Annotated in this window: 19 protein-coding genes and 2 riboswitches; of the genes, 15 read left to right on the top strand and 4 right to left on the bottom strand. The window is 35.4% G+C overall.

All coding sequences use genetic code 11. From position 1 onward, the window contains the following. Nucleotides 1–80 precede the first annotated feature (80 nt). Nucleotides 81–659 carry a peroxiredoxin family protein gene (locus tag SM124_RS18965; RefSeq protein WP_322448100.1) on the top strand — a complete coding sequence of 193 codons (579 nt, stop codon included), beginning with the start codon at nucleotides 81–83 and terminating at the stop codon, nucleotides 657–659. A 61-nt stretch (nucleotides 660–720) separates the two neighbouring features. On the opposite strand, the gene SM124_RS18960 is transcribed toward SM124_RS18965, so the two are convergent. Next, nucleotides 721–1530, bottom strand: coding sequence for an EcsC family protein (locus SM124_RS18960; RefSeq protein ID WP_322448099.1), 810 nt, complete (start codon nucleotides 1528–1530; stop codon nucleotides 721–723). Nucleotides 1531–1731: 201 nt separating this feature from the next. Next, nucleotides 1732–1882, top strand: a riboswitch (FMN riboswitch). A 256-nt stretch (nucleotides 1883–2138) separates the two neighbouring features. Between SM124_RS18960 and ribE the strand changes: the two genes are divergently transcribed. The 5 genes from ribE to dapF all read left to right on the top strand — a co-directional run bounded on the left by ribE (nucleotide 2139) and on the right by dapF (nucleotide 7185). Next, nucleotides 2139–2792 carry a riboflavin synthase gene (gene ribE, locus SM124_RS18955; RefSeq protein WP_322448098.1) on the top strand — a complete coding sequence of 218 codons (654 nt, stop codon included), beginning with the start codon at nucleotides 2139–2141 and terminating at the stop codon, nucleotides 2790–2792. Between the two features lie 60 nt (nucleotides 2793–2852). After that, nucleotides 2853–4046, top strand: coding sequence for a bifunctional 3,4-dihydroxy-2-butanone-4-phosphate synthase/GTP cyclohydrolase II (locus SM124_RS18950; protein ID WP_322448097.1), 1194 nt, complete (start codon nucleotides 2853–2855; stop codon nucleotides 4044–4046). 15 nt (nucleotides 4047–4061) lie between these two features. Further along, nucleotides 4062–4529, top strand: a complete 468-nt coding sequence (gene ribH / locus SM124_RS18945; RefSeq protein ID WP_322448096.1) for a 6,7-dimethyl-8-ribityllumazine synthase — start codon at nucleotides 4062–4064, stop codon at nucleotides 4527–4529. 322 nt (nucleotides 4530–4851) lie between these two features. After that, nucleotides 4852–6096 (top strand): EAL and HDOD domain-containing protein, encoded by a 1245-nt coding sequence (locus SM124_RS18940; RefSeq protein WP_322448095.1) that lies wholly within the window; start codon nucleotides 4852–4854, stop codon nucleotides 6094–6096. A gap of 111 nt (nucleotides 6097–6207) precedes the next feature. After that, nucleotides 6208–7185, top strand: a complete 978-nt coding sequence (gene dapF / locus SM124_RS18935) for a diaminopimelate epimerase (RefSeq protein WP_322448094.1) — start codon at nucleotides 6208–6210, stop codon at nucleotides 7183–7185. 51 nt (nucleotides 7186–7236) lie between these two features. Here the strand turns inward: dapF and SM124_RS18930 are convergent, their stop codons facing one another. Next, entirely contained in the window at nucleotides 7237–9069 is a 1833-nt protein-coding gene (locus SM124_RS18930; protein WP_322448093.1) for a DNA ligase D, read from the bottom strand. 144 nt (nucleotides 9070–9213) lie between these two features. Here SM124_RS18930 and ku point away from each other — a divergent pair, with 144 nt between their 5' ends. The 5 genes from ku to SM124_RS18905 all read left to right on the top strand — a co-directional run bounded on the left by ku (nucleotide 9214) and on the right by SM124_RS18905 (nucleotide 15377). Then, nucleotides 9214–10083: a non-homologous end joining protein Ku gene (ku, locus tag SM124_RS18925; RefSeq protein WP_322448092.1), complete on the top strand. Its 870-nt coding sequence runs from the start codon at nucleotides 9214–9216 to the stop codon at nucleotides 10081–10083. A 199-nt stretch (nucleotides 10084–10282) separates the two neighbouring features. Continuing rightward, complete coding sequence (gene glpK, locus SM124_RS18920; RefSeq protein WP_322448091.1) at nucleotides 10283–11773, top strand: glycerol kinase GlpK; 1491 nt, start codon at nucleotides 10283–10285, stop codon at nucleotides 11771–11773. A 181-nt stretch (nucleotides 11774–11954) separates the two neighbouring features. After that, on the top strand, nucleotides 11955–13625 hold the full coding sequence (locus SM124_RS18915) for a glycerol-3-phosphate dehydrogenase/oxidase (protein WP_322448090.1): 1671 nt from the start codon (nucleotides 11955–11957) through the stop codon (nucleotides 13623–13625). Between the two features lie 50 nt (nucleotides 13626–13675). Then, nucleotides 13676–14668: a UDP-glucose 4-epimerase GalE gene (gene galE / locus SM124_RS18910; protein ID WP_322448089.1), complete on the top strand. Its 993-nt coding sequence runs from the start codon at nucleotides 13676–13678 to the stop codon at nucleotides 14666–14668. A 154-nt stretch (nucleotides 14669–14822) separates the two neighbouring features. Beyond that, nucleotides 14823–15377 carry a DUF421 domain-containing protein gene (locus SM124_RS18905; RefSeq protein WP_322448125.1) on the top strand — a complete coding sequence of 185 codons (555 nt, stop codon included), beginning with the start codon at nucleotides 14823–14825 and terminating at the stop codon, nucleotides 15375–15377. Between the two features lie 50 nt (nucleotides 15378–15427). On the opposite strand, the gene SM124_RS18900 is transcribed toward SM124_RS18905, so the two are convergent. Continuing rightward, nucleotides 15428–16651 carry a S8 family peptidase gene (locus tag SM124_RS18900; RefSeq protein WP_322448088.1) on the bottom strand — a complete coding sequence of 408 codons (1224 nt, stop codon included), beginning with the start codon at nucleotides 16649–16651 and terminating at the stop codon, nucleotides 15428–15430. A gap of 171 nt (nucleotides 16652–16822) precedes the next feature. After that, nucleotides 16823–18340, bottom strand: a complete 1518-nt coding sequence (locus SM124_RS18895) for a M1 family metallopeptidase (RefSeq protein ID WP_322448087.1) — start codon at nucleotides 18338–18340, stop codon at nucleotides 16823–16825. 320 nt (nucleotides 18341–18660) lie between these two features. Between SM124_RS18895 and SM124_RS18890 the strand changes: the two genes are divergently transcribed. The 4 genes from SM124_RS18890 to cshA all read left to right on the top strand — a co-directional run bounded on the left by SM124_RS18890 (nucleotide 18661) and on the right by cshA (nucleotide 23965). Continuing rightward, nucleotides 18661–19566: an NAD-dependent epimerase/dehydratase family protein gene (locus SM124_RS18890; RefSeq protein WP_322448086.1), complete on the top strand. Its 906-nt coding sequence runs from the start codon at nucleotides 18661–18663 to the stop codon at nucleotides 19564–19566. Nucleotides 19567–20582: 1016 nt separating this feature from the next. Then, a riboswitch (ZMP/ZTP riboswitch) is annotated at nucleotides 20583–20665 on the top strand. Between the two features lie 42 nt (nucleotides 20666–20707). Continuing rightward, nucleotides 20708–21559 (top strand): bifunctional 5,10-methylenetetrahydrofolate dehydrogenase/5,10-methenyltetrahydrofolate cyclohydrolase, encoded by an 852-nt coding sequence (locus tag SM124_RS18885; RefSeq protein ID WP_322448085.1) that lies wholly within the window; start codon nucleotides 20708–20710, stop codon nucleotides 21557–21559. A 271-nt stretch (nucleotides 21560–21830) separates the two neighbouring features. Then, a complete protein-coding gene (locus SM124_RS18880) occupies nucleotides 21831–22031 on the top strand; it encodes a cold-shock protein (protein ID WP_322448084.1) in 201 nt (66 codons plus the stop codon). A 446-nt stretch (nucleotides 22032–22477) separates the two neighbouring features. Next, complete coding sequence (gene cshA, locus SM124_RS18875) at nucleotides 22478–23965, top strand: degradosome RNA helicase CshA (RefSeq protein WP_507185126.1); 1488 nt, start codon at nucleotides 22478–22480, stop codon at nucleotides 23963–23965. The last annotated feature ends 62 nt before the right edge of the window (nucleotides 23966–24027 follow it).

The raw sequence follows: 24027 nt of genomic DNA, 5'->3' as shown, positions 1-24027 counted from the left end.
TTCGCTCATATAGTATGATAAAAAAAGCTGATTAAGGATGTTTTTTTGATTGGCAATTTTTTACGAAAAGGTAGTTAAATATGAAAAATTTTTTAATAGGTGCCGCTATTCTTATTTTTATTTTAGCAATCATTGATAAGACGGTATTAAAGGAAAAGGGCATGATTAAGCAAGTTGAACAAATAAATCAATATGAAAAAATAGAGGACCCAGCTTCATTACCTATAGGAATAGAAGTGAATCATCGTGCTCCGGAGATTTCCTTAACCACTTTAGAAGGTAACGTAGTCTCCTTAGAAGATTATAAAGGAAAAAAGATTCTATTGAACTTTTGGGCGAGTTGGTGCCCTCCTTGTAAAGCAGAAATGCCCGATATGCAAGAAATGTATGAAAATCAATCAAGTGAAGACTTTGTTGTTCTAGCCGTAAATTTAACTAATACAGAGTCAAAAGGACTTAAAGTGGTGAAAGAATTTGTTGAATCAAAAAAATTAACTTTTCCTATTTTGTTAGATGAAAAGGGAAGAGCAACTTCAGATTATAATGTTCTAACTTACCCTACAAGTTACTTTATTGACACGGACGGTGTTATTCGAAGTAAGGTACTTGGAGCAATCAGTAAGGAACATATGAATAGGGAAATGAATAAGTTACCATAAATAATACAGCCTCATAACAACTTTTTTTCAAAGATGTTGTTATGAGGCTTTCTTTTGTCATCTACTCTGTGGTTGCAGGTTCTATTTGTAGCTTTTCAAGGATCCTACGCTTACGATAAAGCATCATAGCTGTTTCAGATATATCGCCTACAGCCGAACGATTGATAAAAGCTCCAAAAATAAGACCCGCTATTGGAATCATTTGAAAAAGCTTTTTCCACCCTAATTGGTCTCTATAGGTATATACTACTTCACGCCAACCTTGGAGCTCCGATACGACCTCTCTTTCTACTGTATTATCGGGTTGGTCAAACAATGATAGTTGCTGTAATATAGCTTTCTTACCAACAATATCTGAGGAAGTAAATTGTAGACATTTCACAATAAACAGTCGCTCTTTCATATCCTTTGGGTTATAGCCGTAGCACATGGCAATATCTTGAATGGTTTTTAGTTGCATACCTAAGAGTAAAGGTATATCAATGGTTAACGTAAATATTCCGCCAATCCCTGTACTCGCCCCTTGTAAGGTCGCTAATCTCTTTCTATTAACGGTCAGTTTTTCAACTGCTGAGTCCATTTCCAGGATGGATAGTTTTTTTACCTCATCAAAAGTTTGTATTTGAAGATTAGGAAAGTAAGTTTTGATTGAGGAAATGGAACTTAAGTAGCTCCCGCCTGTTTGTAGATACTGACCAAGCTCATCCAATAATAAACCAATCTTCTTTTGAAAAAATGCTGGGGTCCACTTGTCCAACAGTTTAAAAGGAAGGCGACCAATTTTTTCCCAAAACCATAGATCATTTTGTTCTTTTTCCCAGTCCTCACTTTTTCTAAGTTCAATTAATAAGTTCTCTTTACTTTCGCCCACAGAAGATCCGCTCCTTTATTGTTACTAAGAATTTATACGAAATAGTTTCTCAAAAGTTACAAGAAAACTAAAACTTAATTAAATGTTGTATAAGTCATGAGGGGAAATGAGACTATTCAGATAGTTATAATTGCAGAATAGTATTAAATAGTGTATGATTCGTACAAACAACTTAATAAATGAAAAGACTATATTTTTTATAGTCGCCTTCGGGGTCGGGTGCAAATCCCAACCGGCGGTGATGAGGCTAGAAATGCCTCTTAGTCCGTGACCCGGTTTCATATATGTGAAAGCGGTGGATTTGGTGAAATTCCAAAGCCGACAGTAAAAGTCTGGATGGGAGAAGGAGATTTGTATAGTGTAAAAAATATTATTTTTTTACGCTTATTTAACTATGCCTAACCTAATGCCCCCGTGTATACACATATACGGGGGTTTTTGTATTCAAATATAAGATTGTAGGATTGTTCTGGCATGATACTAGTACATAGCCTATTTTTATATTTAACTTTACTAAGTTAAACACTTCTATCTACCACTAAAGACTCCAAGGTGGGATATCCCACTAACTTATTTTGAAAAACTATCCTTCAAAGGAGGGAGCAATTATGTTTACAGGAATTATTGAAGAATTGGGCGTCATGAAGAAAATCAATAAACAAGGGAATACGTTAAAGCTCACAATCCAAGGACAAAAAATATTAAAAGATGTAAATCTAGGGGACAGCATCGCTATAAATGGTGTTTGTTTAACGGTTACAGATTTCACAGACAAGCTATTTGAAGTTGACGTTATGCCTGAAACGTTTAAAAGTACTTCACTTTCTTCTTTAAAGGAAGGCTCTCTTGTCAATTTAGAACGAGCCATGGCTGCAAATGGAAGGTTTGGTGGACACTTTGTAACTGGTCATGTCGATGGGGTAGGTCAGATTGTAAAGAAAACACCTAAGGAAAACGCTATTTATATTGAAATAGCTGTACCGGAAAACTTCGAGCATTGGACCCTTTTAAAAGGATCCATCGCTATTGATGGGACTTCGTTAACCATTTTTGGGTTAGAGGATAATCATGTAACGGTTAGTATTATCCCCCATACAGCACAAGAAACGGTTCTAGGAATGAAAAAAGCTGGGGATATCGTAAATATTGAGTTTGATATGATAGCCAAATATTTGCATCGCTTTTTTATTAAAGGAGATACAAGTAATCAGCCTAAAAAAGGTGTAACGGGCGATTTTTTAAGAGAAAACGGTTTTATGTAGTAGGTTGTCAAAGAGTATTCATTTAACACATGTGAGTATAACAGGAAGGGAGAAAATCCTATGTTCCATTCTATTGATGAAGCACTTGAAGACTTAAAAGCAGGGAAAGTCATTATTGTGTGTGATGATGAGGATCGTGAAAATGAAGGGGACTTCGTTTCGGTTGCAGAATTTGTCACTCCTGAAACGATTAACTTTATGGCTAAAGAAGGTAGAGGGTTGATTTGTGTACCTATCACGGAACCATTAGCCCAAAGATTAGATCTTAAACCAATGGTTGATGTGAATACAGATAGTCATAGTACAGCTTTTACTGTAAGTATTGACCATGTGGAAACAACAACAGGAATCAGTGCTTTTGAAAGGTCCTATACGATAGAAAAACTATTAAACGATGCTGCTAAACCTTCTGATTTTGCTAGACCTGGACATATTTTTCCATTAGTCGCTAAAGACGGTGGGGTATTAAGGAGAGCTGGTCATACAGAAGCAGCAGTTGATTTAGCAAGGCTTGCAGGGGCAAAACCAGCAGGAATCATCTGTGAAATCATGAAAGACGATGGAACCATGGCAAGGGTTCCAGATTTACTGGAAGTAGCAAGCAAATTTGATTTGAAAATCATCACAATCAAAGATTTAATCGAATATCGATTAGAACATGATTCACTAGTTAAAAGAGAAGTAGAGATCGACTTACCAACTGAGTTTGGTAGCTTTAAAGCGGTTGGTTTTACTGATACTTTAACGGGTAAAGACCATGTCGCTTTAGTTAAAGGGGAAATACATGAAGATGAACCTGTTTTATTAAGAGTTCATTCTGAATGTCTAACGGGTGATGTATTTGGCTCCAATCGTTGTGACTGTGGTCCACAGTTAGAAGCGGCTTTGTCCCAAATTGAACGGGAAGGGAAAGGAATTCTTCTTTACATGAGACAAGAGGGAAGAGGAATTGGTTTAATCAATAAATTAAAAGCTTATAAACTACAAGAAGAAGGTTACGATACAGTAGAAGCAAACCACAAGCTCGGATTTAAAGATGATCTGAGGGACTATGGGGTTGGAGCCCAAATCTTACGTAATTTAGGTGTTAAAAAAATGAGGCTTTTAACAAATAACCCAAGAAAAATTGCTGGTTTAGGCGGATATGGATTAGAAGTAGTTGAACGTGTTCCATTGCAGCTACCATCTAAAGAAGAAAATGAAAAGTACTTAAAAACAAAACAGTCCAAATTAGGACATTTACTAAAATTTTAATTGGAGGAATGAATCATGAAAAAAATTATTGAAGGTCATTTAGTAGGTACAGGTTTAAAAGTTGCTATCGTTGTGGCTCGTTTTAACGAATTTATTACTAGTAAATTATTAAGTGGGGCAGAAGATGCTTTAAAGCGTCATGGTGTAAATGATGAAGATGTAACAGTAATGTGGGTACCTGGTGCGTTTGAAATTCCTTTAGCTGCTAAAAAATTAGCGGAAAAAGGAGAGTATGATGCAGTCATTACACTGGGTACCGTTATTCGTGGAGCTACTCCTCACTTTGATTTTGTTAGTAATGAAGTAGCAAAAGGTGTTGCGGGTACGGCCATGCAGACAGGTGTTCCAGTTATCTTTGGTGTACTAACGACAGATTCCATTGAACAAGCGATTGAAAGAGCAGGAACAAAAGCTGGAAACAAAGGTTGGGAAGCTGCTGTAGGAGCAATCGAAATGGGTAACCTTTATAGACAATTAGGATAAGTTTGATATGACAAGAGGACTTTAATAGTTCTCTTGTTTTATATTTGAATTTTAAATTTTAATAATAATAAAAATATTCTTGCTGTTTAAAAGGATATCCTGTAGATTTTAAAGTATTCTATGTTAGAGTTAAATTATCAAAATTCACTAAAAAAATTCACATTTTGTACAAATTTCGACAGTATTATTAATATTGATTGTCTAAGATATATGTAAATAATTGAAATATTGCTAGATAGTGGAACTTGGGTATAAGGTACATTTGTTCTAATAAGAGATTAAATTAGGTAAAATAGATAGAGATTTTTTCGGGGGTTTGACTATGGAAGTGTTTGTAGCAAGGCAACCAATTTTTAATAGAGGTGAGGAAGTTTTTGCCTACGAGCTTCTCTACAGAAGTAATGAGGAGAATGTCTTCCCTAATATCAATGGAGATCAAGCAACAGCCGATGTAATCATTAATAGTTTTTTAAATATTGGGATAGATGAACTTTCAGACGGAAAACCTTGCTTTATCAACTTTACAGAAAATCTCCTGAAATTACGGTTACCTACATATTTTAGACCACGTGAAGTAATAGTGGAGATTCTAGAGACCGTTGAACCTAGCCAAGAAATAATTAATATATGTATAGAATTAAAGAAATTAGGTTATCAAATTGCCCTGGACGACTTTGTCTTTAATGACGAAAATCCTTATTCTCTCCAATTGTTGAAATATGCCAACATTATTAAAGTTGATTTTATGGCTACCACAAGAGGAATGAGAGAGAAGGTCGAAATTTTCGCTAAGCAGTTGAATTTAAAAATGGTCGCTGAAAAGGTTGAAACGAGAGAAGAATTTGAGGAAGCTAAATCAAGAGGGTATCACTATTTCCAAGGCTACTTCTTTGCTAGACCAACCATTGTGTCAACCCATGATATTCCTACTTATTTTTTATCTTATTATGAGTTAATTCAAAAATTATCTACAACCGAGCCATGTATTGATACAATTACAGAATTAATTGAAAGAGACCTTTCCTTATCATATAAACTGTTAAAATTGATTAACTCACCTGCCTTTCGACCGAAATTTAAGATTGATTCAATTAGACAAGCTGTCGTCCTTCTAGGTCTAATTGAAATTCAGAAATGGATTTATGTATTAGCTGTTCGTGAAAAATCAACGAACAAACATGAAGGAGCACAAGAAATGATTAAGCTCTGTTTAACAAGAGCTAAGCTTTGTGAATCAATAGAGCGTTTAAGATTTAACAAGGCACCTGCATCGGGTTATTTTATGACAGGCATGTTTTCACTTATGGACTCGATAATGGGTGTGCCGATGGATAAAATTTTAAAGGACCTACCTCTTCGTGATGAGATTACCGATGCTTTAAAAGGGAATCAAAATTCATTAAAGGATGTTCTTGATTTAGTAATAGCCGTAGAAACAGCAAACTGGAATGTCATTAGTGAAAAGTGCAAAGTGTTGAATATTGAGGAGAAAGATTTGTTTAAAATCTATGCAGAATCCCTAAATTGGTCAAGTGAATTAGTTACAACTGAATTTTCAATCAATTAGAACCTACCATGATTGGTGGGTTTTTCTTTTTTTCGTAATTAAGAATTGAAGATTAAAAAGAAATATGGCACACTTTTAATAATAGACCGAGTCTAATTTGGAGGTAATCACGTGAATATTGAGGTTTTAAAATGCCATGGATCTGGAAACGACTTTTTAATCATAGATGAAATGTCTCATAACTATATCTTTACCGAGGAAAAGAGAGCTGAGCTTGCAAAGGCCCTTTGTAACAGGCAAACGGAACTTGGGGCAGATGGTATTTTATTTGTAATGAAAAGTGAGAAAGCAGATGGCCGTATGCGAGTATTTAATGCTGATGGTTCAGAAGCATCAATGTGTGGAAATGGATTAAGATGTGTAGCGAGATACGTTTGTGAGCTAATAAATAAGGAAACGGCTCTAATCGAAACGATGAAAGCTGACTTACTAGTAAAAAAAGAAGAGGATATTTATCCTGAAATCCCAACATATTTAGTCGAAATATCACCTGTGTTATTTGACTTAAAAGCATTACCTCTTAACTTGGAAAAAGAAGTATTAGTGGATGGAAAAATTCCTGAGCTTTCAAATGATTTAACATTTACTGCACTTGCTGTACCTAACCCACATATTGTAACGATTGTTGATGAACAAACGCTTCAATCAAACGTTCAGGAAAAAATCAGTACTTACGTAAATGGTGCCAACCCACTTTTTCCAGACGGTGTAAATGTAAGCTTTGTAAAGCCAATCCAAAAAGGTCATATCTTTGTTCGAACATATGAAAGAGGGGTCGGATTCACAAATGCTTGTGGAACTGCTATGTCCGCATCAACATTAGTCACTTGTTTACAGGGACTAAATGAATTAGAGCAGTCAGTTGATGTATATAATCCAGGTGGAAAAGTTCGATGTGTTGTTCATAAGAATGATGAGACTTATACTATTGACTTAATTGGCAATGCTACCTATGTATATAAAACAGTGGTAGAAGTGGATGTAAGCAACCCTACATCTTTCAATTGCGGTAGTAAAGAAGAATTTACGTCTGAAGGCGAACAGTATCAAAAACTTCAGCAGCATATCGGGCAATTTTTAAACAATTGACAAGATACAACCAGTGTTTTAATGAAAACACTGGTTGTTTTTTTGCTTAAGTTATAATCCGCCATTTTTCAAAAAGTCTAACACGGGTTGAAATTTTTGTTCGTCTTTCGCTTGGAAAAATGTTCGGAAAGGATCCCCATGTGTTTTAATCCTTCTCAACATGTTCGTTACTTGAAAATGCTCCATTTTTAATTGATCATTTACCTCTTCCCAGAAAAGTGGCGCCGCAATGGTGGCATTTTTATTCCCGCGAGCGGAGTAAGGAGCGATAATGGTTTTCCCTTCCGCATGCTGGATATAATCTACATATAAACGGTTTCCACGATTTTTCTTTAAACGCTCAATCGTAAAGTCATCAGGCTCTTTTGAAATTAGGTATTTTGCAATAAACTCGGTAAATAATCTTGTTTCATCATAAGTATAAGTGTTTTCTGGTAAAGGGATATACACTTGTAAACCTTTGTTTCCTGAAGTCTTAATAAAGCTAATTAATTTTAAATGATCAAGAACCTCTTTAATTAGTCTCGCAGCTTTTATGGCAAGGTGAAAATGGTCTTTTGAGGGAGGATCTAGGTCAAAAACAATCTCACTGGGCCCTGTGCCAGAAATGGTTTGAAACGGAATATGGAATTCAAAGGATATTTGATTTCCTAACCACAAAAGGGTCTTTAAATTGTTACAAACAATATAGTTAATTCCTTCACTAACTTGAGTTTTAACAAAGTCTGGTGCATAATCAGGTGCATTTTTTTGGTAAAAAGCCTCTCCAAAAATTCCATGAGGATACCGAATGACCGTTAATAACCGATTGTTCAAAAATGGTAGAAAGTAAGGAGAAATCTCCCTTAAATAATGAATAAAATCGATTTTTTTTACAAGTGGTGTTTCCCAAAGCGGTTTATCAGGATGTGTAATGTCAACATCAGTAGGAAGGTTTTTCTGTTGTTGTACAAAATCCTCATATTTGCACTGCTCTGGTGTAATGTCAAAACGGAAATGATCAAAATGGGGTTCACGCATTTGCCCATCGTATATTTCTAAGTATTTCAATTCCACACAAATAGCCGGTGTTACGAAGATGAATTGCTGATCTTCGGATGTTTTATTTGCTTTAACTATTTGTGCTAAAGCCTGTTTTTCCTCAGGTTTAATACCAAAAATAAATAAACCAATCGGATGAATTTCTTCCTCTTTATAAACAGCTACATAGAAATAACCACTATTTTTATCGTATGCAGTGACAAAGCAAGAGACATATTTCCAATTCTTGTATTTTACCCAGAGGGTTGAACGTTTTCCTTCTTCCCAAACATTTTTTAGCTGCTTGGCTACAATCCCTTCTCCGTCATGTAAAACAACTTTTTCCCAAACCGAATCAAAATGGTCATACTGAGGAATTAGTTGTAAAAGGGAGTTAGAATTTTCATCTGGCTTAACAGGTAACCTATTAGATTCAAAAAAATCTCTCAAGATTTCTTTTCGCTTTAAGTATTCAAATGTACTTGTATTTTCACCTTTCAGTTTTAAACAATCAAAAATAAGTAATTTACAAGGTGCTTGTTGAGCCTTTTCTAGTATTTTTTTTTCAGACCTCATCCGTCCTCTTACTTGTATATTTGCAAAATTAGCTTTATACGGATTCTCAAGAAAGACTAATTCACCATCGAAGGTTAACGGCAAATATGGTGCAAATAAGTCCTTCTTTTCTAATAGAAAACTTTCGATTTCAGGGAATATTTCCAACAAAGATTTACCATTTCGGCTCGTTAGTTTAATTTCTTTATCCCACTCAAGAAACGCCCTAAAACCGTCATATTTTACTTCATATCTCCACTCTTCCCCTTGAGGTACATCAAAGGAAAGACTAGGTAGCATGGGTTTCAAAGTGTCCCTCCTCTCTAAAACCTTCATTATTTGTCATTAGTTTTCCTTTTGCAATTAAAAATAATCTATTTCCAAAAGTTTAAAGGCATGTTGTTCCTCCAGCCACACAAATTAATAATACAAACTAGAGAATGGAGAATTCCTATGCATACAATTTGGAAGGGTAGTATAAGTTTTGGACTAGTGAACATACCAATAAAATTGCATTCCGCAACGGAAGATAAAGACATTAAATTAAGAAATCTACACAAAGAATGTCACTCACCGATTAAATATGAAAAAGTTTGTCCTGTTTGTGATAAAGAAATTCAAGGGGAGGAGATTGTTAGGGCATACGAATATGCAAAAGGTAAATTTGTCATTCTAGAGGATGAAGATATGGAAAAACTACGGAAAGAGAACGAGGAAAAAGCCGTAGAAATCATTGATTTTGTCAAGATGGAGCAAATTGATCCGATTTATTTTAGCAAGAGTTACTATATGTCACCAAGTGAAGGTGGAGGAAAAGCTTATTCCCTTCTAAGAAAGGCTCTCGGTCAATCACAAAAAGTAGGGATTGCTAAAATTGCTATCCGTTCAAAAGAACAATTAGCGGTTATCCGGGTTTATGAAAACACTCTTGTTATGGAAACGATCCATTTTCCTGACGAGGTAAGAGCAGCAGGGGATGTACCAAATGTACCTGCTGAGGACAAAGTTACGGATAAAGAAATCGATACAGCCATTATGCTAATTGATCAGTTAACAACAGATTTTGAACCAGGTAAATATACAGATGATTATCGTACAGCTTTAATCGAATTAATTGAAGCGAAAAGAACAGGTCAAGAAATCGTAACACCGGTTGAAAAAGAAACAAAATCAAATGTTACAGATCTTATGGCTGCACTTCAAGCTTCTATTGATCGAACAAAACCAGAAAAGGGAGAACCAGCAGCCAAAACTCCAGTGGCAGCAACAGGTACAGCTACTCCTAAGAAAAAACGTGTAGTAAAAGAAAAGAAACAAGCATAGAGGTAAGTGAGGGCCGATCAAGTTATTTAACTGGATCGGTTTTTACATTAAAATGTTGTGAAATTTCATAAAGACTTTTAACATATATAATACGTTATTATTGAAACGAGCTTGATACATAATCTCATTAATATCATCTTGAAAAGGAATGTAATCATCTTAACTAGTATAAATATAAATCTAATAAGGGGATGATTTGATGGAAAAATATATCTTATCATTAGATCAAGGAACTACAAGTTCACGAGCAATCCTTTTTAACCAAAAGGGTGAAATGGTTCACACGGCTCAAAAAGAAATTACGCAATACTATCCTAATCCAGGTTGGGTAGAACAGAATGCTAATGAAATTTGGGGTTCAATTTTATCTGTAATTGCTGAAGTTTTATCAGAATCCTCAATCAAGCCTAATCAAATTGCAGGAATTGGAATTACTAATCAGCGTGAAACAACCGTTGTATGGAACAAAGAAACAGGTCAACCGATACATAATGCTATTGTTTGGCAATCTCGACAATCTGTAGGGATTTGTGAGGAATTAAAACAAAGAGGATACAATGAGAAGTTTAGGAAAAAAACGGGGCTACTCATTGATGCGTATTTTTCTGGAACGAAAATAAAGTGGATTCTTGACCAAGTGGATGGAGCTAGAGTGTTAGCCGAGGATGGAAAACTTTTATTTGGAACAATCGACACATGGCTGATTTGGAAACTGTCAGGTGGTAAAGCACATGTTACGGATTACTCAAATGCTTCACGTACTTTAATGTATAACATACATGAGTTAAAGTGGGATGAGGAGTTAATAGAAATCTTGGATATCCCTTTATGTATGCTTCCAGAGGTTCGACCTTCTTCTGAGGTTTATGCAAACACCATTTCCTATCATTTCTTTGGGCAGGGAGTACCAATTGCAGGAGCAGCCGGTGACCAGCAAGCAGCGTTGTTTGGGCAAGCATGTTTTTCAAAAGGTATGGCCAAGAACACTTATGGTACGGGTTGCTTCATGTTAATGAATACAGGTGCTAAAGCAGTTGAGTCCAATAATGGTTTATTAACAACCATTGCTTGGGGTATCAATGGAAAAGTGGAATATGCTTTAGAAGGAAGTATCTTTGTGGCAGGATCAGCCATCCAATGGTTACGTGACGGGTTAAGAATGATTAAGGACGCAAAAGAAAGTGAGCTATACGCTAGTAAAGTTGATTCTACGGATGGAGTTTATGTAGTTCCAGCTTTTGTCGGTTTAGGTACTCCTTATTGGGATAGTGAAGTTCGAGGTGCAGTGTTTGGAATCACAAGAGGGACATCAAAGGAGCAATTTATTCGGGCTACATTAGAATCGCTGGCTTATCAAACAAAAGATGTTTTAAGTGCTATGGAAGCTGACTCTAAAATTGAACTTAAGACTTTAAGAGTAGACGGAGGAGCTGTAAAAAATAACTTTTTAATGGCATTTCAAGGAGACATATTGAATGTCCCTGTAGAGAGGCCTAAAATTAATGAAACTACTGCCTTAGGTGCAGCTTATCTAGCAGGTCTTGCTGTTGGGTATTGGAAGGATCAAGATCAAATTTCAAATCAGTGGGCAGTTGATAGAAAGTTTGAACCAACCATGAACCTCAAACGTAGAGAAGAATTATATAAGGGATGGAAAAAAGCCATTCATGCTACAATGGCATATAAATAAAGATTAATTTTTTTACATAGTCCGTATATTCGAAATCAAGTAATAGTTCTTTTTGTAGAAACGGAAAGACCACAATATTCATTATCGCTGTTCGATAGTGTTGTTTTGTGGTCTCTTTATTTTTTATCAGGAACAAACTTTTAGAATAAATCTAATAACTAACTTTAGGAGGACTAACCAAATGAAATTCTCACAGAAAATGCGTGAGGTAATGAAACACAAGTTAAAAACTGTAGAGTTTGATGTGTTAGTCATTGGTGGGGGGATTACTGGCGTTGGTATCGCGCTTGACGCAACAACAAGAGGGATGGATACCGCTTTAGTTGAGATGCAAGATTTTGCAGCAGGGACTTCAAGTCGCTCAACCAAGTTAATCCATGGTGGTCTTCGATACTTAAAACAGTTTGAAGTAAAAATGGTTGCTGAAGTAGGGAGAGAACGTGAAATCGTATATGAAAATGGGCCTCATGTAACGAAACCAGAATGGATGCTCCTCCCCATTCATAAAGGTGGGAATTTCGGAAGATTTAGCACATCTATTGGTCTAAGAGTTTATGACTACTTAGCAAATGTAAAAAAAAGCGAACGTAGGAGAATGTTAAATGATAGAGAGACACTGCATAAAGAACCCCTTTTAAGGAAGGATGGTTTAATTGGAGGAGGGTACTATGTAGAATATCGAACGGATGATGCGAGACTAACGATCGAAGTGGCAAAAGCTGCTGTAGAAAGGGGAGCAACTCTATTAAACTATACAAAAGTAGAAGAAATGATTAAACAAAAGGAGAAACTTGTTGGGGTGACCGTCTCGGATCAACTTACACAAGAGAAGTACCAGATATTTGCTAAAAAAATCATAAATGCCACAGGGCCATGGGTGGATGTGATTCGTGAAAAGGATAACTCAAAAATTGGCAAAACATTAAGACTAACAAAGGGAGTTCATATTGTCATTGACAGAGCAAAATTTAAGCTAAAGCAATCCATTTATTTTGATACACCAGATGGGAGAATGATTTTTGCCATTCCTCGTGGAAGGAAAGCATATATAGGAACAACGGATACATTTTATACTGAAGATCCTATTAACCCAAGAATAACCATAACGGATATTAACTATTTAATTAACTCAATAAACTATATGTTTCCTAATAATAGGTTAACAAATAAAGATGTTGAGTCAAGTTGGGCGGGGATAAGACCTTTAATACTAGAAGAAGGTAAAGATCCATCCGAAATATCTCGAAAAGATGAAATATGGGAATCAGAATCAGGTTTAATAACGATTGCAGGTGGAAAATTGACGGGCTACAGAAAAATGGCGGAAATGACAGTGGATCTTGTGTCAAAAAAATTGAGGAAAGAAACGGGAGGAGAATACCTTACGTGTCAAACTAAATATATGCCTATATCTGGTGGGGAAGTCGAAGGTTCTAAAGGATTTACAAAGTATATCGCAAAACAAGTGGCAAAGTACGGTAAACTTGGATTTACTAAAGATGAAATAATTAAGCTAGCAAATGAGTATGGATCAAATGTAACTATTGTTTTACAAATAATTAAGGAAAATAAATCTATTGCTGAAGGTCTGGGGATACCTAGCGTTTTATTTGGAAAGCTGCAATATGCATTAGAACATGAAATGGTGGCAACTCCAATTGATTTTTGGAATAGGAGAACAGGAGATTTACTTTTTAATATCCAATTAGTAGAGAGATATAAAAGTAAAGTATTAGAATACATGTGTAATTATTTTCAATGGAACCATTGTCAGAAGACTCAATACGAGGAGACTTTAAATAAAGAACTATTAAATGCTTCAACACCTATAGATGATAATGGTATAGAATAACGTTATTTATGATATATAAAAACAGTAATTTAAATAAGGGGGCATTCCAAATGGCAGTGTTGGTTTGTGGGGGAGCAGGTTACATTGGAAGTCACACGGTAGCTGAGTTATTAGCTAGAAAAGAAGAGGTTATAGTAGTTGATAACTTACAAAAGGGTCATAAGGAGGCTGTTTTAAAAGGAGCTACTTTTTATCATGGTGATCTTCGAGACGAGGTGTTTTTAAATAAGGTATTTGAGGAAAATGAAATTGAATCGGTTGTTCATTTCGCGGCTGATTCTTTAGTTGGTGAGAGTATGACGGACCCTCTAACGTATTATGATAATAACGTTTATGGATCCATTTGTTTGCTACGAACAATGAATCGTCACGGAGTAAAAAGAATAGTGTTTTCTTCAACTGCTGCTACTTATGGAGAAGTAGAGGAAACTCCCATTTTAGAATCATCTCCTACGGTGCCAACAAACCCGTATGGGGAAACTAAGCTAGCGATTGAAAAAATTCTAAAGTGGTGTGAAGAGGCTTATGGAATTTGCCATGTAGTATTACGATATTTCAACGTAGCAGGAGCTCACATAAAAGGCATTATTGGTGAAGATCATGATCCAGAAACACACTTGATCCCACTTATCCTTCAAGTAGCACTTGGATCTAGAGAATTTATTTCTGTATTTGGTGATGATTATGATACTCCTGATGGTACTTGTATACGTGATTATATTCATGTAACGGATTTAGCTGATGCACATATCTTAGCACTAAAAAAACTAAGAGTAGAAAACAAAAGTGGAACTTATAACTTAGGAAATGGAAATGGTTTTTCTGTAAAAGAAGTAATAGAAGCTGCAAGAAAAGTTACAGGACATGAAATTCCTGCAGTAATTGCAGAGAGAAGAGAGGGGGATCCGGCTCGGTTAGTTGCTTCATCCGAAAAAGCAATGACTGAGCTAGGGTGGAAACCTCAATATACAAGCTTAGAAATCATGATTGAAACGGCTTGGAACTGGTATAAAAATAACCCTATTGGATATAAAAGGATTTAGAGTTCAGAGCACAACCTAATTAAAATATTTATTATATATACCTCTAAACATAAATACTGTGAATAGTTCTATTATAGTAGACTACACTAAAGAATAGTGAAAGGGTTTGGAGGGATTATGCGTGTTTTGGAGCGTATTTTGGGATTCGGTTATCATGGTTCTAGTTGGCGTATTATTGCTACGGATTGCAGGCAGGAAATCCATTAGCCAAATGACGATCGCCCAGACTGTAATCATGATCTCGATTGGTTCAATTATCATACAGCCAATTATAGAGCATAGTATCGTTAAAACAATCATAGCGTCTGCTATCTTTATCGCTGGTTTAGTGCTAATGGAATTTTTACAAGTTAGATTTAATTTTATTGAGAGATTTTTAACTGGAAAGTCCAAGATTGTGATTGAAAACGGTGTTGTACAAACCAATATGCTTAGGAAACTAAGGTTTACTGTTGACCAATTAGAGATGAGATTAAGGCAACAAGGAATCACACGTTTTGAGGATGTTAAAATAGCCACTTTAGAACCTAATGGCCAACTTGGATACGAACTGACTCGTGAGGCGAAACCAGTGACCATAGGTGACTTAGAAAAAATGCTCCCACAACTTATTGTGCAGCTACAACAGCAACAGAATAGCCCGGGACCATTATTTAAAGAGGTTCAGAATCACCAACATGAGGATCCGCATCCTAATAGATTAAATTAAAAACCGACTACAATTAAATGATGTAGTCGGTTTTTGTATAGGAGCATTTATTACTGTATTTTAATCCAGACGTAGCCAAAATCGGTATGAATTCGATACCAATCTCCATTTTTACGATAGGCGAAATAAGTACCAGGATCTAAATAACCAATTTTAGTATCCGCTTTTTTGTGATACATTGCTTTTCTAGTATTGGTATGGACTATTTGTACAGCAGTATATACTACTTCCTCTGGTTTTATTTTTACCACTTTTTTATCTTTTGGATTTAATACAGTAAATTCTTCTCCGTCTTGTTTTAAAACGGTAAGTGTTTGGCCGTGGTATGGACTTTTCCGATCGTTCACTCTAATTTGTCGGTCTAGGGTTGGATGTAAGGGGTCTTTTTTTGTGAATTCATTTATAGGTACTTGAACAAGTCCATACCCAAAATGTGAATCTCTACCAACTTCCCCTAAGTCTAATGCAGTAGATTGTAAAAGCTGTCTTAAATCGATATTGCTCTTCTCCGGAAACCTTTCTTTTAGAAGAGCTAAAATTCCTGTAACATGTGCGGAGGCTAGGGTTGTTCCGCTAGATGTAGAATATAAGTGACTTTCATCAAGGCTATACATTGATACCCCAGGTGCTGCAAGCTCTATTTCGGGACCAAAGCATGAGAAACCAGCTTTTTCAATATTTTGATTAATAGCAGAAACAGCAATAACGCTATCGAATTTCGCGGGGTATCGAACATCTCTGTTTGTATTCCCGGCTGAACCTACAATTAATATACCGTTTTCATAAGCTCTATTAAGTGCTGCCTCTAATTCAGGACTGTAAATTTCGGTACTCCAACTAAAATGAATAATGTCCATTTTGTTATCAATGGACCATTCAATAGCCTTGACTATATCCTCAAAATTACCTTTTCGCTTACTATCAAGTGTTTTTAGAGAGTAAATTTCTGATCCCGGGGCAATACCTTTAATTCCAATATTATTGTGTTTAGCTCCTATAAGCCCAGCTACATAGCTTCCATGGCCGTGATCGTCTTCATAATTAGTTGTATAGGGGACAAACGACTGACCACCGCTTAGGTCTAAGTCCGGATGATTTTGAGTAACCCCAGTATCTAAAATAGATATTTTCACACCTTTACCACTATAGCCTAACTGATGTGCTTCAGTAACTTTGGTAGGAACCGATCCCCAGTTTGTTATTTCTGGTTGTTCTATATTGTCAACTTGAATAGGACTAGTCAATAACAATGATGCCAGTAAAAAGTTTTTCATATATGATTCCTCTTGTTTCTTTTATAATCTCTCAATGACGTTTAATCTATATATCTCCTTAAACGATGAGTATTAGAATTCAATGTCTAATTTTATCAAAAAATAGCTAAATTTACAATTTCTTCTTTTAATTGAAAATAAAAAGTGGGCTAACTTAGCCCACTTCATTATCTACTCTACATGAATCCATTCAGTGAGAACCGATGGATCCTCAATTTTAAAGAAAGTTTGTGTATATCTAAACCACTCATGTGCATCTACTTCTTTGTATGAGTAGAAGTTTACATAAGTTTTTAAGTAAGAACGAGCTGTCTCAAAGTCACCAGAAAGCTTCCAAAGTTCGACAGAGGGTACTTTATAATTTGCTACTGAGAATCCACCATTAGTATATTCATGTAGAGGTAAATGTGCCTTTTTTAAATTATTATTTATTCTATCTCTTACAATCATTTCTTTCCCGAATTCAAACACTTCTTTTTCACTTAATTTTTTTTGATCCATAAAGTAGAGGTGAGTAGCAAAGTCAGTAAGCCCTTCATCTACCCATGTATGATGGTAAGAATGGTTACTAACCAATCCATAAAACCATTGGTGAGCAATTTCATGAACTATTGTATGTTCATGAATTTCACCGCCAGTAACCGTTACAATTCCAGGATACTCCATTCCACCTTCAGCCATAATGACATCTAATTGTTTGTATGGGTATTTTCCGATATATTTATTAAAATATCGAAGCGAATCAACTGATACATCTAGGGCTGAAGCAATCCTTTTTTCATCAATAGAATGGGCGAATACACGTACCTCAACACCAGCTACTTTCTTAGCTTGCATTTTCATATTTGTGGTGATAGCAAGGAAAAATTCTTTGCTATTTTTTAATGTTAACGTCCCTTTAGGACCTTGTTTTTTGGCTTCTTTTTCGTCGGAGCTAATAATAGTAAAACCTTCTGGAACCTCGTAGTTAACCGTAAAATCACTAAAGCCAGTATTATAGGATTCTCCCGTGGGTAAATATGGTTCTTTATCCCAACCAGAGCGGTAAGTTGCAAGCATAGGATACCATTGTGCTAAGTAGTAATTGTTTTCACTAAAAGAGAAACGAAACCCGTTTTCAGGAAGTGTAAATTTGTAATCAATAGATACTACAGCTTTCCCATTAGGAGCTAAAGGTTTATTAACTAGAAGTTGCAGAGTATCGTTTACTAATTGATACTCCACTTTCTCACCATCAATGCTGACATGAGTAATATCAGCGGTAGAGGGGTTGCTTAAGTGTTCAGGCTTCCATTTTTCAGTAAAAGAGTTTGGGATAAAATAAAATATAATATCATCCCAAGTGTCTTCTGAAAGGTTGTCTATTTTAATCGTACTAGAAGCCGTAAACTTACCATCCTCAGCTAGTTTTATGCTTAGGTCATATTTTGCTTTATTTTCAGTTACAAATCCTTCTGGTTTAAAAGAAGCTATAGATTCATCTTTCCTACTTAAATCAACAGGTCGTTGAGTCGCTTTTTTAAATGTAAGTTTTTCTTCTCTGGCTTGAGTATCTGTTTCCTTATTTTCGTCTGTTTCTTCTACCTTTTCTTTCTCTACTGGTTTAGAAACAGTTATTTCTTCTTTTTGTACACAGCCTACTAAGAGAAGTGAGAGCATGGATAAGCAAAAGAAATACCTTTTAAGCATGTATTATTCCCCCTTTATGTTTCTTCCTTAATTATACATTTTAATCCTTGGTTTCTTCCATTTTTTTCTATTATAATAGTTTTTGTGTGTAATAGAATCTTGACATTCTACTAGTTCTCAATGGATCTGTGGTATACATGCTCTATTGGGCTTAAAAGGTTATATTACGAAAACAGCCTTTATATATAAGGGTGTTTGCTAAAATTTTTACTGAAGAATTATTATGTATGATAGGAATGGACGATATTCGAATTTTGATTTAAAAAAAGGAAAGTCTACCTATATCATCGAATAATAAATTTTAGAAAGGGGAAATAAAAGTGAATAATATACTAGTATTAGGTGGTACACAGTTCTTTGGTAAACGACTTGTAGAGAGATTAATAGAAGAAGGTAAAAATGTTACGATCGCAACAAGAGGGAAAACAGCAGATTCTTTTGGAGATAAGGTTAATCGTCTAATTCTAGATAGGGAAGATAAAGATTCAATTATTTCTGCTCTAAAAGGTCAAACGTGGGATATTGTTTATGACCAAACATGTTACTCTCCGCAAGAGGTTAAAGATGTAGCGGATGTTCTAAAAGGGAAAGTAAAACGCTATATTTTTACATCCTCTCAAGCTGTATATGATTATGGTACACTTCACAAAGAAGAGAACTTTAACCCAAATGAGTTTAAGTATGAATTTAAAGGTAGAAGAGAGTACCCGGGATACGAGGGTTATCAAGAAGCGAAAAGGGCAGCAGAGGCTTATCTTTTTCAAGAAACCGATTTTGAAGTAGTTGCCGTTCGTTTTTCAATTGTAGTTGGAAGAGATGACTATACTAACAGATTAAAGTTCCATGTAGATAAAGTACTGAATGATGAACCCATTGGGATTAAAAATGTAGATAGTAGATACGGTTACATTTTATCTCATGAGGCAGCTTCGTTCTTATATGAAATCGGACAGTCCTCATTTACTGGCCCAATTAACCCTGGATGTGCTGGGGATATATCTATGAGAGAATTGTTAGACATGATCGAAAATCAAACAGGAAAAAGCGCCATTGTAACGGATGAATTAAATCAAACCAATGCATCTCCTTTTTCTTTACCTGGTTCTTGGTCAACAAATACAGAAAAAGCAGAAACTCTTGGCTTTACATTTTCCGACTTACACAAAACATTAAACGAATTGATTGAGTTTTATAAAAGTGAAAATGTGAAAGTTGTTAATAAATAAGATTTAATGAAGAGGCTGTCTAATTAGTAACTAAATATAAGAAGTAGAGAAAATAGATTTTTCTTTATCTATTTAGTTTAAAGCACTGAGTTGATTGGAGGGGAAGGCACTTGACTCCTGCGGGATGCAGAGGAAAGGTCGAGACCCCGCAGACGGTATGAGGAGGCTCGACTTCCTCCCCGCGGAAAGCAAGTGCCTGGACCGGAAATCAACGGACAAAGTTACTAGAACAATTGAAATAATCAATAGTTTAATAAAACGAGGTCTGTCCTTTGTAATAATGAAATATTGGACAGACCCTTTTGATATATATAAACTAAATTTATAAATAAACTAGACAGAAACGCAAATGTGTTGTAAAATAAAATTTCTTGATATTTTTGAGTCGATATTATTCTTAGGCTGCAAAGAATATAAAAGATTTAACCATTATTTATTCGGATTCGTTCGTAACAGATAATGCTCTTATTAATATGGCCTTTTACAGTGTGTACTGTGAAAAGAGCTTTGTAAGTGAATGTGAGTAAAGAAAGAGTAATAAGCATAATCCATCAATGTATACTTGTTTCGACTTAATTCAAAAAATCGAAAAAAGTTAGATGGTTTTCCTCATACATCTCCTTTTTCATTAACCCAATTATTCTCATCAACACTTGATTATCCTTTTCTTATTTATTTTTTTCGAGAAGTATTTATGGAGTATTATTTACTATAAGTAATATAGTACCTGATTCTGACTGGCACGGCCTAGGAGCCGTAAGGATGAAAGAGAGGTAGGGCTTTCGTTGTTTTAGGTTTTATAGGTTTACAAACAAATCCCCCTCAAAGATATCAGTAAAGGACAATAATACCGCTTATTGTCCTTTTATTTTTTTGAAAAATTGACATTTAATTATAAAAAACGGATAAAAACACGAACGTTATTAGAAAATTTTGTTGTATTATTTGTGTTTATTACATATAATGAATTTGTAAATACATACGGATTTTAGACACAAAATTAAATAGATACTCTAAAAAATCGCAGTAACTGACGACAATGTGGAAATAACCACAGGGGAGCTGCGTCGCTGTATAGCCGGTCGTCTGGGCAGAGATAAGGGATACCCTTGTCTCTTTTTACATTCCAGGAGGGGTATATATGTTAGAGAAAATCATTTTAGACGGCAACTTAGTGGCAAATGACATTAAAGAAGGATTAAAGGAAAGGGTTGTTCAACTTAAAAGTCAAGGAATTACACCTTGTTTAGCAACTGTTTTAGTTGGTAATGATCCATCTTCTGCTACATATGTGAAAATGAAAGGAAACGCTTGTGCCCGTCTAGGAATTGATTCTAGAAGAATACATTTACCTGAAACAACGACAACGGAAGAACTAATCAAAACGATTAATGATCTGAATGATGATGAGACGGTACACGGTATTTTGCTACAACATCCTGTACCTAGCCAAATTGATGAGAGAGCAGCTTTCGAAGAGATTTCTCTTGATAAAGATGTCGATGGTGTGACAAGTTGGGGGTATGGACAAACAGCTTTAGGATTTGGTGTTTATCCATCTTGTACTCCTGCAGCTATCCTTAAAATCATGGAGTATTATAACATTGAAACTAAAGGGAAGCATGCTGTAGTAGTCGGAAGAAGTCCAATTCTAGGGAAGCCTGTTTCTGCACTGCTTTTAAATAAAAACGCTACTGTTACTACTTGTCATTCTTATACAGAAAACTTACCAAAATTAGTAGAGCAAGCCGATATTGTGATTGCAGCTGTAGGAAAACCGAGTTTTATTAAAGGTGACTGGCTTAAAACAGGTGCAATCGTGTTAGATGCTGGTTACAATCCAGGTAATATAGGAGATGTGGAATACGAATCTTGCTTTGAGAAAGCTTCTGCCATTACTCCTGTTCCTGGTGGAGTAGGGCCTGTAACCATTTCGATGTTATTGAAACATACAGTTGATTCAGCAGAAAAAAAGTTAGCACAATTTGTCTAAATAGGTATTTAATCAACACAATAGGAAATGGATAATCTATCTAACCAAAGATTAGAAACAAAGTTAGTCATATATATTGACTTTGATAGCATTATTCATTATTATTAGGGTAACGCTATAAAGTTCGGTATATATTTTTGGATAAGTGGTCGTAGCTGCAAATGTAATGTAGGCGATTTTGATCCTTACATTATTGCCACAGCTACGACTTTTTCATTTTTAAATTATATATTTTGTACTTATGGTGAACATTTTTTTGGAGGTTTTACACATGAACACAGGTAAAGTAAAATGGTTTAACGCAGAAAAAGGTTTCGGATTCATCGAGTCTTCAGAAGGTCAAGATGTATTCGTTCACTTCTCAGCTATCCAAACTGAAGGTTTCAAAACTTTAGAAGAAGGTCAAGCTGTAACTTTCGAAATCGTTGAAGGCAACCGTGGCCCTCAAGCTGCTAACGTTACTAAAGCATAATAAATAATTAATTGTTGGGTGATGCTTATCAATTAAGCATCACCTTTTTAATTTGTTGTTAGCAGTTTAATAAAGAGAATCGAGCAGTTAGAATCTGTCTAGCTCCAGGTGCAGAAATAGTTATAAGTTCCGTATAGAAGGATAGAACATACCTACTATTGCTAATACTTATTATGAAGGCAAGCGCCTTAAGCTTTTCTTTGTGTTGAGGGCATATCTTCGTAAGGCTCCAAAAGTGTAATCCTCGAAGGCTAGTCGCCTTCTGTAGAGCTTTCCTTAATAAGGTGTACAATAGCACCATTTCCCTCATTCAAAAAAACACTTCCGATAAAAGGTAAAAGAAAATTCCGTTTGTTTGTTTGAAAACAATTTTTTTTTGGAAAAGTAAAAGTGAGAAAAGGGCAGAATAATCATATAGGTTTTTAATCTAAGGAGGAACAATTAATTTGACAACTACATTTTCGGATTTTGGTCTTAGTAATGAATTAGTTAAAGCATTATCAAACATGGGGTTTGAAGAACCAACTCCAATTCAATCACAGGCAATTCCAATTGCTATGCAAGGAAAAGACATGATTGGGCAAGCACAAACTGGTACAGGGAAAACAACTGCTTTTGGTGTACCTCTATTAGAAAAAGTATCAGTAGATGGTGGCATTCAAGGTGTTGTAGTTGCTCCAACTAGAGAACTTGCTGTGCAGGTAGCAGAAGAACTTAACCGAATTGGTCAAGTAAAGGGTATCCGCACTCTTCCAATTTATGGTGGGCAAGATATTAATCGCCAAATTCGTTCTTTAAAAAACAGACCACAAATTATCGCTGCAACACCTGGTCGTCTTATTGACCATTTAGATAGAAAAACAATCAAGTTAAATAACATCAAAATGGTAGTCCTAGATGAAGCTGATGAAATGTTAAACATGGGCTTTATTGAAGACATTGAAAGAATTTTAAGTGATGTACCAGAAGAACGTCAAACTTTGCTATTCTCTGCTACTATGCCAAAACGAATTCAATCATTAGCAGAGAGATTTATGGTAGAGCCAGAGTTAGTTAAAGTTAAGGCTAAAGAAATGACTGTAACAAATATCGAACAGTTTTATTTGGAAGTTCACGAAAAACAAAAGTTTGATGTTCTTACAAGTCTTTTGGATATCGAATCTCCAGAACTGGCTATTGTTTTCGGTCGTACGAAAAAGCGCGTTGATGAAGTGGTAGAAGGTTTAATCAAGCGTGGTTACTCTGCAGAGGGGATTCACGGGGATATCCCACAATCGAAGCGTGATCAAGTTATTCGTCGTTTCAAAGATCAAACAATTGAAATCATGGTAGCAACAGATGTAGCAGCACGTGGTTTAGACATTAGTGGAGTTTCTCATGTTTATAACTTTGATATTCCACAAGATCCTGAAAGCTATGTTCACCGTATTGGAAGAACTGGTCGTGCAGGTAAAAAAGGTCTTGCATACACATTTGTATCACCTAGAGAAATCGATCACTTGAAAATTATCGAGCAAGTTACAAAGAAAAAGATGACAAAGAAACCGATACCTAGCTTTAAAGATGTAATTGCAGGTAACCAACAAGCGACGATTAATAAAATCATGAGAGTAATCGAGCAAGAAGATTACTCCGACTATAAGAGAACAGCTGAAACATTATTAGAAGATATGGATTCAGTGACTTTGTTATCAGCTACACTTAAGCTTTTAACAAAAGAGCCAGATGTGACTCCAATCAAATTATCAGCTATCGAGCCACTAAGATCTAGAAAACCTAAAGCAAGCAGAGATAGAAACCGTTCAGGTGACCGTAATAGAAGTAAAGATAGAGGCAGAGATCGAGGCAGAGATAGAGATCGCGACCGCGATAGAAGCAAAGATGGAGGCAAAGACAGAGGTAGTAGACCAAGAAATAAAAATAAAAATCAATAAATGTCTAAATTTATGATTTAAATTTAAAAAATTAGGCAAAATAAGTAATGTGATACAAAGTT

Origin of the sequence: Robertmurraya mangrovi (genome assembly GCF_034427655.1) — a bacterium.
Classification (GTDB): domain Bacteria; phylum Bacillota; class Bacilli; order Bacillales; family Cytobacillaceae; genus Robertmurraya_A; species Robertmurraya_A mangrovi.
The sequence above is the reverse complement of the archived record's forward strand: the minus strand, read 5'-3'. Positions and strand labels throughout refer to the sequence as shown.